Here is a 16606-nt window from a genome sequence, read left to right as displayed (position 1 = left end):
AGCATTTTCTGTACATGAAACTTGGATTGTACAGTAATAACACCTACTTCCCCTTAAGGCCATTTGACAAAACACTAATGATCCCGAACAATCCGAATTAAAGCATTTGAGGCCTCCCTTCAGAATCAATTCACCGAAACTTATTTTCGAACATTGATTGTCATATAAAATTTGCCGCGTGCCCAATCCTCCCGGAATACCGCGAATGTACGGCAAATTATTAGATTTCATCCTTATCAACGGAAGTAATTGTTCCTCTATGACCTGGAAAGCACAAAAAACAAAGGGATAACGGAACAGCAACTTCCTTTATCTCTCTGATTTCACTTGCAATAATCCCTTTTGCCCAGAATAACGGAAATCCAACTTCCGCTATTGCCCTAAATAGGTCGCGATAGCCTGAATAACGGAAATTTTGTTCCACTCAACTCCTGCAGACATCATAGCAACATTACCCGTTATCCATACAAAAAACCTTTTCTACACATGGCGTGAATGCATTCAAAATCCCAAGCTCTCATGCAAATAAAGCAAGCGCTTCTTCCTCATATTTCTAGGCTGAAAAAACTTCAAACTTTCTACAAAGGCAAAAAAATGCACCATCAAGGCAATGAGCCAAGACAGTGCCGCAACTATCACAACTACCTATATATATACCTCCAACCGCCTGAAGCTGTAATATCCTCCGCTCCATCGATTGCATAACCCTCACAAACAAAACCAGGAACCTCCGAACCGTCTTCAAGCTCAACTTTTCCGATACCTAGAGGTGCAGGGATGGATGCCGCAAAAGAACCGAACGCCTCCAGCGGCATTTCCCACACTTCCAATCGTATGGATGCACCGCCCATTTGCCGTTTGATCAACCCAGGCTTAGCCGGTACTGTCGGCAGCTTAACCATTACATATTTGGCCGCCGTAGATGCTTCGCGAATGAACTGCGCACCGCATGCTTTCATCTGCTGCTCCAGCGGGAAGCCTCGCATATGCAGTCCGCAAACAGCGACCAAGGTCGTTGCTGGGGCTAAACCTTCAAGAACAGAGGCCCCACTCCCATTTGCCGCATCGGATAACGTGTTTGGGCCCACTTCTGCTGCATATGCATCTACAGAAAGCTTCGGTGCCCCGGCAGATGTCACTACGCCATTCGTAAACATTTCCGCAGCTCCGCATATTAATCCCTCATTCTCCGAGAGGGCAAACCATGTAATGCCAAACGGCATATCAGAAGCCGCATCAACCGACGGAACGGCTACCGCACACAAATCAAGCAGATTGCAATGATTCGTATAACGCCCCATATCACTATTGGCTCCGATAGAATTTGAACGAACCTGTTCACGAGTCCAAGTCCCCCCAGCCGTTGGCATCACCATTACCGCATCCCGCAGCAATTCCCTTGCTGCAAGCTTGAAAGCTTGCAGTTTATGCATAGCCCGAAACACAGAAGCAGCATCATATTCAGCAGCAGCACCGGAACGCAGAACCTGCTCAGTCACAGGGAAGGCCACACCCGGGTGCAATTCAATAAAACCTCCCAACCCAGCCCACCGTTCTGCAACTAGCGACCCACCGTACAGGATAGCTGCCGCTTCTGAAAACATCCCATAGTCTATATACTCAATAGGAATATTTAACGCTTTAATTTTCTCAACTGAAATATTCCACGCACGGCTATATTCATCTGCATAAGGGCCATAAAAATCCAGCGGATGCTCCGGCAAGTAAATTTTCGCGGGAAGCTCGAGCGATGGCTTCGGCAGACTCCTTGACCAAGGATCCGCGCTATGAACTCCCCTTGCGATACTATCCACAGCCAATGCATCCTCCAAGCTATGCGCAAATACTGTGACACAATCAAGGCTTGCACAAGCAGGAACTACGCCTTTGGTGGACCAAGCGCCAAGGCTTGGCTTGTAGCCTACAAGGCGGTTCAACGCCGCCGGTACACGGCCCGAACCGGCCGTGTCGGTGCCAAGCGAGAAGACCGCGTGCCCTCGGGCTACAGCAACAGCCGAGCCAGAGCTGGACCCACCGCTTATAAGCTCGGGCCGCAACGAATTATGCGTTTCGCCATAAGGGCTTCTCGTTCCAACAAGACCTGTGGCGAACTGGTCCAAGTTGGTTTTGCCCAGAGGTATGGCGCCTGCGGCAACCAATCTTTCCACCACCGCCGCATGCTCGCTTGGCGTGTAAGCATATTCCGCACAGCCCGCTGTTGTGGGCACTCCTGCCAAATCTATATTATCCTTTATAGCAAATGGGATTCCCCATAGCGGCGAATCCGCAGGATCAAGAGCTTGCAGCCGATCCAAGTAAGGCTGCACTCTTTCCAGCGTCGGCGGTGTAATCCAAATGTTCATTTCGATATCTTCATTTACACGATTAATAATTTCTTCAATAATTTCATCCGGTGTAACTTTTCGGTCAAGATACTTATCCCGAATCCACTGCAAGGAAAGCTCTTGCGGAATATTTTCTTTTATCATATAGATGACACCTCTCCTTTAAGTTGTCTCCAAGATCCAAGGGCGTCCTTCTCACGAAACTAATCAAGCAATATTTACAAGGCTGACAATCAGCTGTCCGGCATGAACTTCATCTCCGGGATTCACAAACACAGAAGATACAGTCCCATCACAAGGAGCTTGCTGCGGAAATTCCATTTTCATACTTTCTTCTATAATTAACGTATCGCCTTTCTTTACCTGCTGGCCCGGGGATACAAGCACCTTCCAAACACTCCCTGGCATTGTGCAGCGAACAGCCGAAGCTCCAGGCGGCAGCTCATCTTCTACTGAAGCTTTTGCCGATTCACTCTCCGATACATATTCCGCAAGGCCCAACGCTTTCCAGCTCTCCCGCTCCACATTGAAGGCAGCCTGCTGCTGCTTGCGAAATACTTCCGCACTTTCTTCAATCGACTCAAGAAATTGCAAATATTCTCCCAGATCAAAGGTTGTTTCTGCAATATCAGCCTCAAACCGGCCACGCAAGAAATCCTCACGCATTTTTAACAGTTCATCTGCTTCAACAGGGAAAAATTGGATTTGATCAAAAAAGCGCAGCAGCCACGGTTTACCTTCCTTGAAGCTCTCTGTACTGCGCAGACGGTTCCACATTTGAATGGTGCGACCTACAAACTGGTATCCTCCAGGACCTTCCATTCCATACACACACATGTAAGCTCCCCCGATACCAACGGCATTTTCAGGCGTCCAAGTACGTGCAGGATTGTATTTTGTAGTGACAAGGCGATGCCGTGGATCTATAGGCGTTGCAACCGGAGCCCCAAGATATACGTCGCCTAATCCCATTACAAGGTAGTTGGCATTAAATACAATCTCTTTCACTTCTTCCTCACTCGCAAGACCATTGATGCGCCTAATAAATTCAATATTGCTAGGGCACCAAGGCGCATCGGGACGTACCGTCTGCTGATAACGTTCAATAGCAAGCTGCGTCGCCGGGTCATCCCACGAAAGCGGCAACCGCACAATCCGCGACGGTACCCGAATGGATTCCAACGGAGGCAAGTGACTGTCCAACTCCAGAATCTTGCGACAAGCTTCATCTATACTCATTTTTGAACGGTCAACGTGGATTTGTAATGAACGAATTCCAGGTGTCAGATCCAGAACAGGAATCTCTCCACACTCCTCAATAGCTTGCATCAAAGCATGGACTTGAAAACGAAGAAGGAGATCAAGCTCCATCAAACCGTATTCAACCAAAAGGTTTTCATCGCCCGAGCAGCGGATAGTAATCGGGAATCTACGGTTAAGCTCCTCTTTTGCCAACAAAGGATAATCCGGTGTTAATTGGGTGCTTGCTTGAGGGAGATTTACTTGATCCAGATTCGATCGTTTACCGCTGCCAATTGCATATAGATGGCCCTCCTGAGTTGTTCGGAGCTCATCCGCCTCTGTTAGTGTCAGCAATTGAAAGCGGATAGTATCACCAGGGTGCAATTGCCCTATTTTCCAAAATTCCGCCGACGCCGTAGTAACGGGGCATACGAAGCCCCCAAGACTCGGACCATCAGGACCAAGCAGAATGGGCATATCACCGGTCAAATCAAGAGTACCTATAGCATACGCATTGTCATGAATATTGGAAGGATGCAGACCCGCTTCACCACCATCCTCGCGCGTCCACAGCGGTGCAGGACCAATAAGTCGAACTCCGGTACGTGAGCTGTTGAAATGCACCTCCCAATTCGTTTCCGTCAATTGTGTTAAATAGTCAGGCAGCAGAAACTCCTCAGTACAGTGCGGACCCGGAATAACCCCAATCGTCCAAGCATTCGACAAAGCTGGTCTATGGAAGTTTTCGAGCTCGCTTCTTTCAAAAGGCTCTTTAGCCGCCTTATTTACACCAAGCACATCACCCACTCGTAATGCACGACCCCCATGACCACCAAAACCACCCAATGTGAAGGTCGAGGAGCTACCAAGAATTTGCGGCATATCAAATCCACCGGTTACAAGTAAATAAGTGCGCATTCCCGCTCTGGCTTCCCCGAAGCTTAATACCTGCCCCCTGCTCGCCTGAATCGGCCTATACATCGGAATGACAGTCCCATCTAACACCGCTTGCATATCGGCTCCAGTCACACAAAACCAGATAGCATTCCGAAACTTATAAGAGCCTCCGCGTAACGTCAATTCAAGACCGCTCGCATTATCATCATTGCCCAGCAATTTATTGCCGATTCGGAAGGAGTATGGATCCATTGGCCCGCATGGAGGAACCCCAACATCCCAGTGACCTACGCGCCCCGGCCAATCCTGAACCGTCGACTGAACGCCGCCGTCCACAACCTCCAACGCATGCTCCGCAGGAGCGAAACCATTCAATAATTGGGTATATACGTTTCCTTCTACGCAATCATCTTCATTTAACAGAGCCTTTATATACTGGAGATTTGTAGTAATGCCATATAACCGAGTCTCTTCGAGAGCATCAGCCAGTTTTTGTATAGCAGCCTCCCGATTTTCACCATGAACAATAATTTTGGCTAACATTGGATCATATAACGTAGTAACGGTGATCCCGTCCCTAATCCAGGTCTCGATTCTTGCTTGTTTTGAAAATATGGCATGATCCAGCTGACCTGCGCTCGGACGGAAGTTTTGCAAGCAATCCTCCGCATAAATACGCGCTTGAATACTATGACCTTGGGATGGTTTAATGAGCGATTGCAAATCTTTCAGCTCATCCGCCGCCTCGCGAATCATCCATTCCACCAAATCAATACCCAATACTTCTTCAGATACACCATGTTCAACTTGCAGCCTCGTATTCACTTCCAGAAAATAAAATTCGTAAGACTCCGGATCATAAAGGAACTCAACCGTTCCTGCACTTCTATAGCCAACTTCCGACGCCAATCGCTTTGCAGATTCCAGCATTGCTGTACGCACTTGCTCCGACAAATTAGGCGCAGGACTCTCTTCAATCACCTTTTGGTTACGGCGTTGAATCGAGCAATCGCGCTCCCCTAAGGTGACAACCTCACCAAAGGCATTTCCAAAAATTTGAACCTCTACATGGCGTGCTTTGGCAATATATTTTTCAAGAAACATACCGCCGTTCTTAAAGTTGGTTTCTGCCAAATGTCGCACTCCATCATAAGCAGAGCACAAAGCTTCCTCACCCTCGCACACACGCATTCCAATCCCGCCGCCACCCGCAGTGCTTTTGAGAATAACCGGATAACCTATTTCACGCGCTTGCTTCAGCGCTTCTTCCAGTTCTCTGATCAGAGCGGTACCAGGCAGCATAGGAACACCAGCTTTTTCTGCAATTTCCCTGGCCGAATGCTTCAGACCGAACATTTCCATCTGCTCCGGTGTCGGACCTATAAAAGTAATTCCATGCTCACGGCACGCACGAGCAAAGTCCGCATTTTCACTTAAGAAGCCATAGCCCGGATGGATGGCTTGCGCACCCTTTTCAATAGCTGTTTTCAAAATTAATTGCGCATTCAGATAACTTTCTTTGGCCGGCCCCTCTCCGATAAGCACCGCTTCATCCGCATGGTCTACATGAAGGCTATCCTGATCAGCTTGTGTATATACAGCAACAGATTCTATGCCAAGCTTGCGTAGAGAGCGTTCAATCCGCACCGCGATAGCACCACGATTAGCAATTAGAACTTTTGTAAACATAGCGATAACCTCGTTTCATGTAGTATTAGTCGAGTCCGACAATTGCCCTTATTATTTATCCCAAATTAGAAGTTGTATAGGTGTTGGATTATAAGCATTGCACGGATTATTCAGCTGAGGGCAATTGCTGATCAGCACCATCGTGCGGCATAATGACTGCATTTCCACATAACAGCCGGGAGCCGAGACGCCATCCGCAAACCGTAATCCTCCATCCGGAGTTACAGGCACATTCATGAAAAAGTTAATATTCGGGGCAAGGTCTCTTTTGGAATAACCCCCATTATGTCGGGACATTTGCAGCATGAATGTATCTCGGCAGCTGTGCATGGGCAGCTTATCATGCGAATAGCGCACTGTATTGCTCTGCGCAGAGCAAGCTCCACCTAACGTATCATGACGTCCGCATGTATCAGCTACGATCGCAAGCAGTTCTTTGCCTGATTCAGAACGCAGCACCGAACCCGTTGTAAGATACACGTTACCTTGACCGGCAATTGTCGCAACCGCGCTATAATGATCGTCCGGATGATCAGCATCGAAGAACAACGTATCCGCAGCTTGATTGCCCTCCAAATCTACAATTCGAAGCACTTGACCTGGCTGCAGCTCGTGCATCCAGCCATCCCCCGCATTCACTATTTCACTAAATACCGCATCCTCTACGCTGCGTGCACTTTCCACTCTATTAAATACAGCCATTTCAAGTTTCCTCCTAAGGGTATCGATTTAGTTTCAGCCTAACAGCAAGTAATATTCCCAAGTGTTCTCATAGGCACGGCGGTTTTCCGGGCGATAATTCACACAATAATCCATAGAACTTACCGGCTCAGCAGATAACACTTCAATCTTTACAGGAACAGAAGGGTAGGCCGCACTTGTATCGAGCGGATTAGGCGTATTGGATAAAACAAACAAAGTATCCATCTCTGTACGTAAAGTTAAGGCCGCACCTTCCTTGCAATGATCCGCACTAAAACACATATCACCCTTATCATCACAAAATACTTTAGAGAACAGGTTAACTACTGGCGTTAAATCACGTCGGCCCAATCCATTCCTCACCAGCTCCACTTCAAAATTCTCTTGTCCGCTGCGCAGCCACTCATTGCGTAATTGCTGATAATTCGTCGCTCCATATTTAGCATCTGTAGCCGCCCGGGTTGTATAACCACAAATCGTATCATGCCATCCCAGACTATCCTCTACAATACTCGCCAGGACACGGCCGTTATCACTCATCAGCACATTCCCTTTAGTCAGATGTGAGGTATGCTGCGCCTTTAATGTATCCGGCATATTGTAGCGCTCCGATAAATCCTTAGCGTTATACATCAGCATGGAGAGATTCGCCCCAGCATCCAGCGCTGTAAAACGAATTAATTTACCACGACCGACCACCCCCGACCATTTACCACCAGCACCTATTGTCATGCTCCATAAACTATTCATTCCATATACCTCCCACAACAATGATTATGTTCGTCAAGGAAAAATGCCAGCCATAGAAAAAAAATAAAGCCTGGGAGATATGATCTCCCAGGCTTTTATCCTTCCGTGTTATATAGAAAGCGCTCATCGTACGATCCGTCCGACGCCTTCTATACACTGTCTCTCGGACCAGACTCGACTACTGATTGCTATAGACGATAGCTTCTTGCACCTCTCGCCTCACCGTAATCAACGGAACCCTAGACAGCTTTTTGTCCCCATCCTAACTCCATGAGAACCTTTATTCAATTTTTCAAACCTTACGTCTATTGGTAGTATATTGCACAAAATGGGTTTTTGTCAACAGTTATGTTAGGTTTAGTTACATTAGCGATCGTTAGTTCGATGAAATGTTTAATAGAAGGCACATAACAGGCCGACTTGCGTCTATAGTTGTAGTTTCGATGTAAATTAAAAACATCCCGCACCACTGTGCCGAAAGTGGAATGGGATGCTCGTCTCTTCTTGAATTCCTTTTATTTCATCCACTGCGCTGCACTCAGCTGCGGTTCTGATACGTATTCGACAACAACACGAATGCCTTGTTCTTCTAATTCCCTCGCTTTACTTAGTCATTTATGGTCTTCAAGAGATGATAATGCAGACCTTGCTCTTCTACAGAGCCTGCCCCTACATCGCCAATACGTAGACGCACCTTGTTTATTGTACCCGTTCCAATATATACTCCATTTCATGAGTCAATTGCTTGATTTCATCAAAAGCCCATTGCAGTTGAGTAGTTGACTTCATCGACATCGACTCCCCCCTTCTATTCCTGAAGAACATGCCCAAGCTTCAAAATAAATACCAAACCACCCTCTGTCCGACCTACTCCTGTGAAACAAGAATCCTGCAGCTCGCCTATAGTTTTCGGAGGAGGCTGAATAGCAGAGAAAGAAGTTACGTGATGCACCCTATCTACGATAAGCCCTACCATACTTTCCTTATAATTAACCACAACAATCCGGGTTAGCTTCGAATAAGCTTCTTCAATACAACCTAATCGATTCCGCAAGCTGATCACCGCAATAACTTTGCCTCTTAAGTTGATAACTCCTTTTATGTATGGATTGGCGTGAGGAATGACTGTAATATCCTGCATCTTAATAATCTCGTGGATATCGTCTATTCTAAGCGCATATCTTTCTTTACCGATGCCGATTTCAATGTATTGCACCTGCTTGGTGGGCTCCATCTCTTTCCCCTTCTTGAACTATTATATTTTAAAAGCTTCCACCGTACTGTTCAACTCCTCCGCAAGCAGGGCAAGGGATTGGGCAGTCGATGCTGTTTCTTCGCTGCTAGCAGCTGATTCTTCGGTTACTGCCGATATGCTTTCGATTGAAATCATAACCTCGGAAGTTTGTGCAGCCTGCTCTTCACTTGCTGCAGCAATTTCCGTCACTTTACTAGCAGACTCATTGACCAACGTAACAATGCTTTCAAAGGCTTCCCCCGTTTTTTGCGATGATACAACCCCCTCTTTTACCGCTGATATACTGAGCAACGTATTCCGCTGCATACCTTTTATAATTGCAGTGATCTGCTTGGTAGCTTCACTGCTTCGTTCCGCGAGCTTACGTACTTCATCAGCTACTACAGCAAAACCTCTCCCCTGATCCCCGGCTCTTGCAGCTTCGATAGCAGCATTAAGGGCTAGAAGATTGGTCTGATCAGCAATGTCGTCGATAACTTCGATAATTTCTCCGATTTTATTCGAATCTTCTTCCAGCATGGACATCTGATTATTAACTAAATTCATCCCGTCAATAGATGAACGAAGCACTTGACTTCCTTCTTGTGCAAGTCTTACTGTATGATCCGCTAATTCAGAAGCTTCTTCTGCACCACGAGCAACTGAGTTAATTGCGGACGCCAGCTCACGAAATAATTCATTCATCGTCTGAGCTGCATCGGCTTGACTCAAGCTTCCGCTTGCTATCTCCTCTGTGCTAGCCGATATTTGCTGAGCTGCAGCTGACAGGCTTCCCGAAGAAGACAATACCGAACCGATAATTTTACGTAAATTCAAGATCATTTCATTTGTCGAATTCGCCAGTTGACCCACTTCATCTTTCGTATTGATTTCGGATGTTTCCGTTAAATCTCCGTTTGCCACTTTAGTCACCAGTTCGACAATGCGGCTTAAGGGACGGGTAATAATTTGTGAGATGGCATAACCCAAACCGATACTTAGAAGCAGGGCAGCAACAATAATGCTAATCGTGACCATTCTGGAAGAAGTGTAAGTCTCATCTCCATTTTTATTAGCTTTATCCGCCGTTTTCACACTAATTTCGGTTAATTTATCCAATAAATCGTTGAACTCCCCTCCGAATTTTTTCAAATCTCCTTCGGAAAGCATAAGATTAACCTCAGCGTCCCTCCCGGCATAAATTAAAGCAATAGCCTGGTCTGACGCTTTATTGTAAGCCTGCCATTTCGGCATAATACGTTCAAAAACCTCTGATTCCTCAGCAGATAAATTTGTTTTCTTATAGGCTTCAAGCTTCCCGTTAGCTTCTTTCGTAATATCTTTGATTATTTGCTCGAATTCCCGCTTCTTGACAGGGTCAGCATCCCGCAGATCCCTCAGATTTATCCTTATTCTTTGATATAAAACTTGAGTATCGAGCAAAAGGACGGATGGCAAAAAATTATCTTCGTAGATGGATTTCATCCCATTATTCAGTTTACTCATGGTATTAAGTCCATAAAAACCTACAAGGCCCAAAATCATTGCAACTACCATGAAAGCTGAAATCAATTTTGCTGACGTTTTTAGATTGTAGAACCATCTCATATTACTAGCACCTCATCCTTAAAATTTTATAGCTTTCGTTGCTGTCTACGAATAATTAACGCCGCCCCTTCACCTCACTTTCACATATTTTAAATAAGGAGATATAGAATCCCGCCATGAATGGTGGAATTTATAACTTTCTTTTTGGATGATTCTAAGAAGTTTATTTACATAAACTAATTATTGGGTTTTCATGCTAAAATATAGTTCGTACAATTTGCGTTGTTCGAACAATTATAGGAGGCAACCATGCAACAGCTGCTAAAGACTTTACCTGACATTTCATTGCATTTGGAGAACAACAGAGAGTACACGGATGAACAAATTGTAAATATGTTTTTAGCCGCATGTCATCGCTCTAAGTACACACTCAGAAATTACAGAAACGCCATTAATAAATTTCGAGCCTTTATAAAGCATAAGTCACTAAAGGAAGTTACTTGGAGAGAAATCGAGGTATATAAGCTCGGCCTGATTCAAGGATATTTCAGCAGAAGCAATTTGCCGCAGGCGCCTGCAACCGTTGCTGTCCATATAGCGCCTATTCGCTCTCTTTATGCTTGGGGAAGCGATCCCAATATTGGAATTTTCGAAAAAAATCCTACTACTTGCGTTCGTAGTCCCAGAGTATCCGTAACAAGCGGGAATCATTATTTAACAAAAAATGAGGTAGTTTCTCTAATCGCGCAGCTTAAACAAAGAGGATTGCGAGACTATGTAATCGGATTAACTCTTGTTCTATTAGGATTAAGAGTATCTGAATTAACGTCTATAGAATGGGGGGACTTTCATACAGATCCACAAGAAACGACTATGTGGTTGACAGTTAACGGTAAAGGGGGGAAACAACGAGAAGTAAAAGTTCCACAGCTGCTATGGAATTTAATCCAGCAGCTTTCCACACATACGAAAGACAAGATAGACCCCCATAATAAACGCCTCTTCCCATTAAGTGTACGAGCAATTGAAAAAATCATACAAAAAGCCCGTGAAGACTGGGGGGTTGACAAAAAAGTAACACCCCACTGGCTCAGGCACACAAATGCTACCTTAGCTCTACTCAAGGGAGCTTCCTTGCAGCAGGTTCAAGAATCGCTTGGACATACACATATTAATACAACACAACGATACCTTCACACAGTGCAACAAATTAATAAAGCAGCCCCGGATTATGTAGAGGATTTCTTAAAGGATTACATATAGGTAATTGTACCTATGACATTCCATTTGAGTTGTTTTATTAGTTGCTTTTTACTATAATATGGGTAATATAATCGATATAATTTGACATTTTTCGCAGAAAAAATAACAAAAAGCACGAACAACGCAAATTGTACGAACTTTTCTATGTTTTAGTTAATTTGGACTATAACTGCTGCAATTATACCATTACCTTAACAAAAAATTATAATTGGAGACTGCTTTAGAAGCGGATCTATTGTAAAAATGGTGAATCAGAAAACAAATGCCGACTAAAATAATGTGGTTACTTGTATAAATGAAAGATTTCATAGGCTACTGTTGAAGTCGTATTCCTTTAAATGGAATGCTTTAAGTGAAGGGCAATGCGGAAGTAATTGTTCCTTTATCGCCTGAAAAGTCCAAAAATCAGAGCGATAAAGGAACAGCCAGTTCCGTTATTGCTCTGTTTTTGTGCGTACATGCTCCATTCGGCCAACATAACGGAATTCCCACTTCCGCTATCGCCCCAGATTGGACTCAAATGATGGAATAGCGGAACTTTCAGTTCCGTACAAAATCCTTCTGGGCTCATCGCCGCTCCCCCTATAAAAATCCCCTTGATCATGGAGTGCATTAAAGATCTCAAGCTCTAATGAGCTCAATATAAGCAAGGTAAACAGGTTACTCGCTCATTCTTTCATTCCTTCGAAAAGCTTTCTGATCGAAACTCTTTCATTAGAGGATACATATATTTCAATCTTAAAGGCAGCTTGTTTTGCGGGATAAATAGGGTGCCCTCGGTAAACTTATATTAGAAAGGGCATCTTACTTTAGTGCTGTAAAGTACTTAAACTTTCTTATATGTTGAAGAAGCCGCCAGCAAACTTTAGGTTTGACTGACGGCTTCTATAAGTTCAAGGCCATTAAAATGATATTAGGTCCTTCTCCACAACTTACAATTGCACAACTTTTACTTGCTTCAGCAATTCGTCAACATCAGCTTTATTGATATAACCTGCTTTTTCATTCAATGCATTAGCGCTTCCGACAGCTGTCGCATAGCTCAGAGATTCCTCAATCGATCTTCCTTCAGCTATACAAACAGCCATGCCAGCCATAAATGAATCTCCGCAGCCAACTGTGTTTACAGCATCAATCCGAGGGGGCTTTACGCGATAATAAGCTCCTTGAACATAGGCAAGTGATCCTTCAGAGCCGAGAGAAACAGTTATACAAGGAATATTCATTCGTTCCATTGATACCAATTGTTCTATCATTTCTTTGGCATTGCTCACTGTCTTGCCTATGAGCTGGGCTGCTTCCTGCTCATTGGGCTTGATTAAATATGGCGCCGCTTCAGCTCCCCGCTGCAATGCCTCGCCGCTTGTATCCAGAAGAACAACTGCACCTTCTCCCTTCGCCAAGCTTATAAGCTTCGCATAGAAATCCTTGGGCACACCTGCAGGCAAGCTGCCCGAAATACATACAACAACGGACCTTTTGGCCAACTCCTTGAGTTTCACAGTGAATTGCTCCATCGCAGTATCGGATATGACCGGTCCCGGCTCCAAAATTTCCGTTGAGCTTCCATCCAGCTCATCAATGATGTTCAAACAAAGCCTCGATTCCCCGGCAACCTCAACAAAATCATGTTGAATTTGCTGCCGATCGAGCTCCTGCCGGATGAACCTGCCATTAAAGCCTCCCGCGAAGCCGGTTGCCAGAACAGGCTTCCCCAGTTGACTAATAACACGCGCTACGTTGATTCCTTTTCCGCCAGCTTCCGCATAAAACCGCTGGACGCGCATTACGCTTTTCTGGGTGAATAAGGGAACATAATACGTTTTATCAATAGCTGCGTTTAGAGTAACCGTTGTAATCATTGTATGCCCCGCCTTTAGCACGGCCGATAGTGCCGCACAGCCTCATTTTCTCAATAGCAGCTGCATGCAGCGCTTTTTTAGCTGGAATCATATATTTCCTCGGATCATTCTCCTCCGGATTAGCTGCAAACACAGCCTTAATGGCATCCGAGAAAACGATCCGCAATTCCGTAGCCACATTCATTTTGGCCATACCGAGTGATACACATTGTCTGACCTGAGCTTCCGGGATACCGGAACCGCCGTGTAATACCAAAGGCACCTCCACTTTGGTTGCGATTCGTTCAATCCGTTGGAAATCGATTTTGGGCTCGCCTTTATAAATACCATGAGCTGTTCCTATGGCAGGTGCAAGAGTATCGACCCCAGTCAGTTCAATGAATCGAGCGCAATCATCCGGATCCGCCATCAGCGCTTCGTGCTCGGCTACGACGATATCGTCTTCTACCCCGCCGACTTTGCCAAGCTCAGCCTCAACATTCACGCCCGCAGCCTTGGCGATCTCAACGACCTTGGCCGTTTGTCTGACATTTTCCTCAAAGGGCTGATGGGAAGCGTCAATCATAACCGAGGTATAGCCTGCACGGATACACTGTACAATCAGATTAAAATCTGAGCAATGGTCCAGATGCAAAGCAATTGGAACTTGAGAACGGTTTGCCGCTACAGTCGCTGCCGCCGCGATGTAGTCAGGCCCAAGATGCTTGACTGTACCGACAGTGGACTGCAGGATGATAGGAGCTTGAGCTTCTTCAGCCGCCTCTACGACACCTTGAAGCATCTCTAGTGTATGAACGTTGAAAGCAACAACTGCATATCCATGTTCCCGTGCATGCTGCAGCATAAAGGTAGATGAGACAAGAGGCATATTAGTTAACTCCCTATTTGTTTTATCGTAAAATCAAGCTATGTTCAGGCAAGCTGTATTAGCTGCAATCATAATAAATCGGTCTAAATTTTCACCACTTGCGTCAAATTGCGCGGCGAATCAGGGTCGACTCCTTTACCCAGAGCTGTATAATAGCCTAAATATTGCAAGGCAGGCAGGTATAATACGGTACGAGCTTCATCCGTGAGCTGCTTTCCACCAACTTCAAATACACCATCCGCAAAGGCTGTGTCCTCTCCTGCTTCCGCTGTCACTACCAGCACATAAGCTCCGTACTCCTGCATTTCTTGAGCAACCTTCAATTCATAGGCTCTAGCTTGCTCCGACAGCAGCACACATACAAGCGTGCCCGGCTCTACCACCGATTTAGGCCCATGTCTGAATTCGAGTGTGCCGTAGCTTTCAGTCCATACATAAGACATTTCCTTTATTTTCAGGCATGCTTCTTGTGCAATTCCAAAATAGGCGCCCATCCCGAGATAAATATACTTATGCAGCTGTTCTTCTTGAACCAGTCTTTGAATAAAAACATCAGCACGCTGGACAACATCAGCATCCGCTTCGATTACAGTACCCAGCTCCGCTTGCAAATTCGGATGCTCAGATGCAGATGCAATGGCGGCCTGCATCATGAAGGTCATGCTGCTGAAGGACTTGGTCATAACCGTGCTCTCTTCCTTCCCGAGCGGTGAAACGAGACATTCCGCCAGCTGTGCCATCGTGCTTTGCTCATAGCAGGTGATTCCGCAAATCGTATAATGGGGAAGATCGCGAACAGACTCCAATGCCAGGACAACTTCCGTAGATTCGCCGGAACGGGATACCCCGACAACCAAATAGTTCCTGTTTGCTGCCGTATTTTGCCCGCGGAATAAATATAGCTCCGAGGACGGCAAAGCAGTAGCGTTTCGTCCAAGCCATTTCCTATAGGTTGACGCCATCGTAAGCGCCTGATAATACGATGAGCCTGATCCAATAAAGATCACTTCATCGAATTGTTCCGATTTAAGATAGCGCTCAACCCAATCGCTTTGAAGTTGCAGCTGTTCCATTGCCGCGGATAATGCGGCGGGTTGAGCGGATATTTCAGCAACAGTCAATTTACCTAAAGACATGTTCATTACCTCCATGAAATGGTTATATAATCTTGTATACCCTCATAATATCGTTATTTTATGATTATTTCAATCATTATTTTGACTATTACAATCTTTTTTTCTAGTGGCTAATATCATATATATCATTTCCAGCACAAAAAAACGGCCTTCCCCCGTGCTGCAGATTAAGGAGAAGACCGTTGCGGTGCATTATTTCCTAACCCCAAATACCTAGAGATATGATTCCCAATGCAATGAAAGCAGACATCGTTATACGCATAAATCCCTGTTGTTCCTTAAGCAGCCAAATACCAAACAGCGTGCCAAATACGGTGCCAATTTCACGAATCGGGGAAATATGTGATAATGGCGCAATATTCATCGCTAAAAGAAATAGGAAATAAGAGCCGGGAGAACAAAACGTGCCCGCAAGAATCAGCTTCCAATTGCGAGCCCATTCCTGTTTGATTTGCCGGGAGATTAGCACAGGTATCAGCAAAGTAACAACATAAGAAAGATTCGATATCTCGAGCAGCGCAAGCGGGGTCATATGTCCTTGCCCCAAAATCGTTTTGTCTGCCAATGTATAACCCGTTATGCACACACCTACACCAACTGCCGCCGTAATCGCTTTTATAGGCATGTTCTTTGGATTCATACCATAAAATGCAATGGCAAATAAGCCGAATACGATCAATCCGAGACCGATCCAGCCTATAGCGGACAGTTTTTCCTGGAAAATAAGGATGCTGCATATCGGTACAAGCAGAGCTCCAAGCCCCCTCATCATCGGGTAAACTTGCGACATCTCTCCATGCTGGTAAGCTTTGGACAGCAGCAATATGTAACCGATCTGAAAAATGAAGGAGATGCCCAGCAATGTGTACCCTTCAAGCTCTAATGGATGCCTATCCAATTGTATCAACAAATAAGGCAGCAGAAGAGCCGATGAAAACAAATGAATCATCCATAAAAACACATTTTTATTTATGCTTTGCTTGGTAAATAAATTCCAGACAGAGTGAAGCAAGCCTGAGCCTAACACAAGCATTAACGCAATCTGGATCATTTCTGTCCTTCTTTCATAT

The 16606-nt window shown here is 45.3% G+C and carries 12 protein-coding genes and 1 riboswitch; of the genes, 1 reads left to right on the top strand and 11 read right to left on the bottom strand.

Features of this window, described 5'->3' with window-relative positions:
• Positions 1-641: 641 nt before the first annotated feature.
• From atzF to ACFQ0C_RS33780, 6 genes are all read right to left on the bottom strand, one after another.
• Positions 642-2489: an allophanate hydrolase gene (gene atzF / locus ACFQ0C_RS33805; RefSeq protein WP_379373581.1), complete on the bottom strand. Its 1848-nt coding sequence runs from the start codon at positions 2487-2489 to the stop codon at positions 642-644.
• A 63-nt stretch (positions 2490-2552) separates the two neighbouring features.
• Entirely contained in the window at positions 2553-6173 is a 3621-nt protein-coding gene (uca, locus tag ACFQ0C_RS33800) for an urea carboxylase (protein ID WP_379373579.1), read from the bottom strand.
• Between the two features lie 51 nt (positions 6174-6224).
• Positions 6225-6875 (bottom strand): urea amidolyase associated protein UAAP2, encoded by a 651-nt coding sequence (locus ACFQ0C_RS33795; protein WP_379373577.1) that lies wholly within the window; start codon positions 6873-6875, stop codon positions 6225-6227.
• Between the two features lie 33 nt (positions 6876-6908).
• Positions 6909-7625, bottom strand: coding sequence for an urea amidolyase associated protein UAAP1 (locus ACFQ0C_RS33790; RefSeq protein WP_379373575.1), 717 nt, complete (start codon positions 7623-7625; stop codon positions 6909-6911).
• A gap of 82 nt (positions 7626-7707) precedes the next feature.
• Positions 7708-7879, bottom strand: a riboswitch (guanidine-I (ykkC/yxkD leader).
• Between the two features lie 554 nt (positions 7880-8433).
• Positions 8434-8859 (bottom strand): chemotaxis protein CheW, encoded by a 426-nt coding sequence (locus ACFQ0C_RS33785; RefSeq protein WP_379373573.1) that lies wholly within the window; start codon positions 8857-8859, stop codon positions 8434-8436.
• Between the two features lie 21 nt (positions 8860-8880).
• A complete protein-coding gene (locus tag ACFQ0C_RS33780) occupies positions 8881-10467 on the bottom strand; it encodes a methyl-accepting chemotaxis protein (RefSeq protein ID WP_379373571.1) in 1587 nt (528 codons plus the stop codon).
• A 249-nt stretch (positions 10468-10716) separates the two neighbouring features.
• On the opposite strand from ACFQ0C_RS33780, the gene ACFQ0C_RS33775 reads away from it, so the two are divergent.
• A complete protein-coding gene (locus ACFQ0C_RS33775) occupies positions 10717-11670 on the top strand; it encodes a tyrosine-type recombinase/integrase (protein WP_379373569.1) in 954 nt (317 codons plus the stop codon).
• Between the two features lie 382 nt (positions 11671-12052).
• On the opposite strand, the gene ACFQ0C_RS33770 is transcribed toward ACFQ0C_RS33775, so the two are convergent.
• From ACFQ0C_RS33770 to ACFQ0C_RS33750, 5 genes are all read right to left on the bottom strand, one after another.
• Entirely contained in the window at positions 12053-12241 is a 189-nt protein-coding gene (locus ACFQ0C_RS33770; RefSeq protein WP_379373567.1) for a hypothetical protein, read from the bottom strand.
• A 361-nt stretch (positions 12242-12602) separates the two neighbouring features.
• Positions 12603-13532 (bottom strand): 1-phosphofructokinase, encoded by a 930-nt coding sequence (gene pfkB, locus ACFQ0C_RS33765; RefSeq protein ID WP_379373565.1) that lies wholly within the window; start codon positions 13530-13532, stop codon positions 12603-12605.
• Positions 13498-14400: a class II fructose-1,6-bisphosphate aldolase gene (fba, locus tag ACFQ0C_RS33760; protein WP_379373563.1), complete on the bottom strand. Its 903-nt coding sequence runs from the start codon at positions 14398-14400 to the stop codon at positions 13498-13500. The genes pfkB and fba overlap by 35 nt, the downstream gene beginning before the upstream one ends.
• Before the next feature lie 83 nt (positions 14401-14483).
• Positions 14484-15542, bottom strand: coding sequence for an SIS domain-containing protein (locus tag ACFQ0C_RS33755; protein ID WP_379373561.1), 1059 nt, complete (start codon positions 15540-15542; stop codon positions 14484-14486).
• A gap of 193 nt (positions 15543-15735) precedes the next feature.
• Complete coding sequence (locus ACFQ0C_RS33750; protein ID WP_379373559.1) at positions 15736-16587, bottom strand: DMT family transporter; 852 nt, start codon at positions 16585-16587, stop codon at positions 15736-15738.
• Positions 16588-16606 lie beyond the last annotated feature (19 nt).

Source organism: Paenibacillus sp. GCM10027630 (assembly GCF_042676305.1).
GTDB lineage: Bacteria > Bacillota > Bacilli > Paenibacillales > NBRC-103111 > Paenibacillus_S.
Note: the sequence above shows the minus strand (reverse complement) of the source record. Positions and strands in the feature narration are given on the sequence as shown.

Bases quoted from the DNA above. Each gene is read 5' to 3' on its own strand.
- ACFQ0C_RS33795 (WP_379373577.1), bottom strand. From the start codon at position 6,875: ATGGCTGTATTTAATAGAGTGGAAAGTGCACGCAGCGTAGAGGATGCG.
- fba (WP_379373563.1), bottom strand. From the start codon at position 14,400: ATGCCTCTTGTCTCATCTACCTTTATGCTGCAGCATGCACGGGAACAT.
- ACFQ0C_RS33755 (WP_379373561.1), bottom strand. From the start codon at position 15,542: ATGAACATGTCTTTAGGTAAATTGACTGTTGCTGAAATATCCGCTCAA.
- ACFQ0C_RS33770 (WP_379373567.1), bottom strand. From the start codon at position 12,241: ATGAGCCCAGAAGGATTTTGTACGGAACTGAAAGTTCCGCTATTCCAT.
- ACFQ0C_RS33775 (WP_379373569.1), top strand. From the start codon at position 10,717: ATGCAACAGCTGCTAAAGACTTTACCTGACATTTCATTGCATTTGGAG.
- ACFQ0C_RS33750 (WP_379373559.1), bottom strand. From the start codon at position 16,587: ATGATCCAGATTGCGTTAATGCTTGTGTTAGGCTCAGGCTTGCTTCAC.
- ACFQ0C_RS33790 (WP_379373575.1), bottom strand. From the start codon at position 7,625: ATGAATAGTTTATGGAGCATGACAATAGGTGCTGGTGGTAAATGGTCG.
- pfkB (WP_379373565.1), bottom strand. From the start codon at position 13,532: ATGATTACAACGGTTACTCTAAACGCAGCTATTGATAAAACGTATTAT.
- atzF (WP_379373581.1), bottom strand. From the start codon at position 2,489: ATGATAAAAGAAAATATTCCGCAAGAGCTTTCCTTGCAGTGGATTCGG.
- ACFQ0C_RS33785 (WP_379373573.1), bottom strand. From the start codon at position 8,859: ATGGAGCCCACCAAGCAGGTGCAATACATTGAAATCGGCATCGGTAAA.
- uca (WP_379373579.1), bottom strand. From the start codon at position 6,173: ATGTTTACAAAAGTTCTAATTGCTAATCGTGGTGCTATCGCGGTGCGG.
- ACFQ0C_RS33780 (WP_379373571.1), bottom strand. From the start codon at position 10,467: ATGAGATGGTTCTACAATCTAAAAACGTCAGCAAAATTGATTTCAGCT.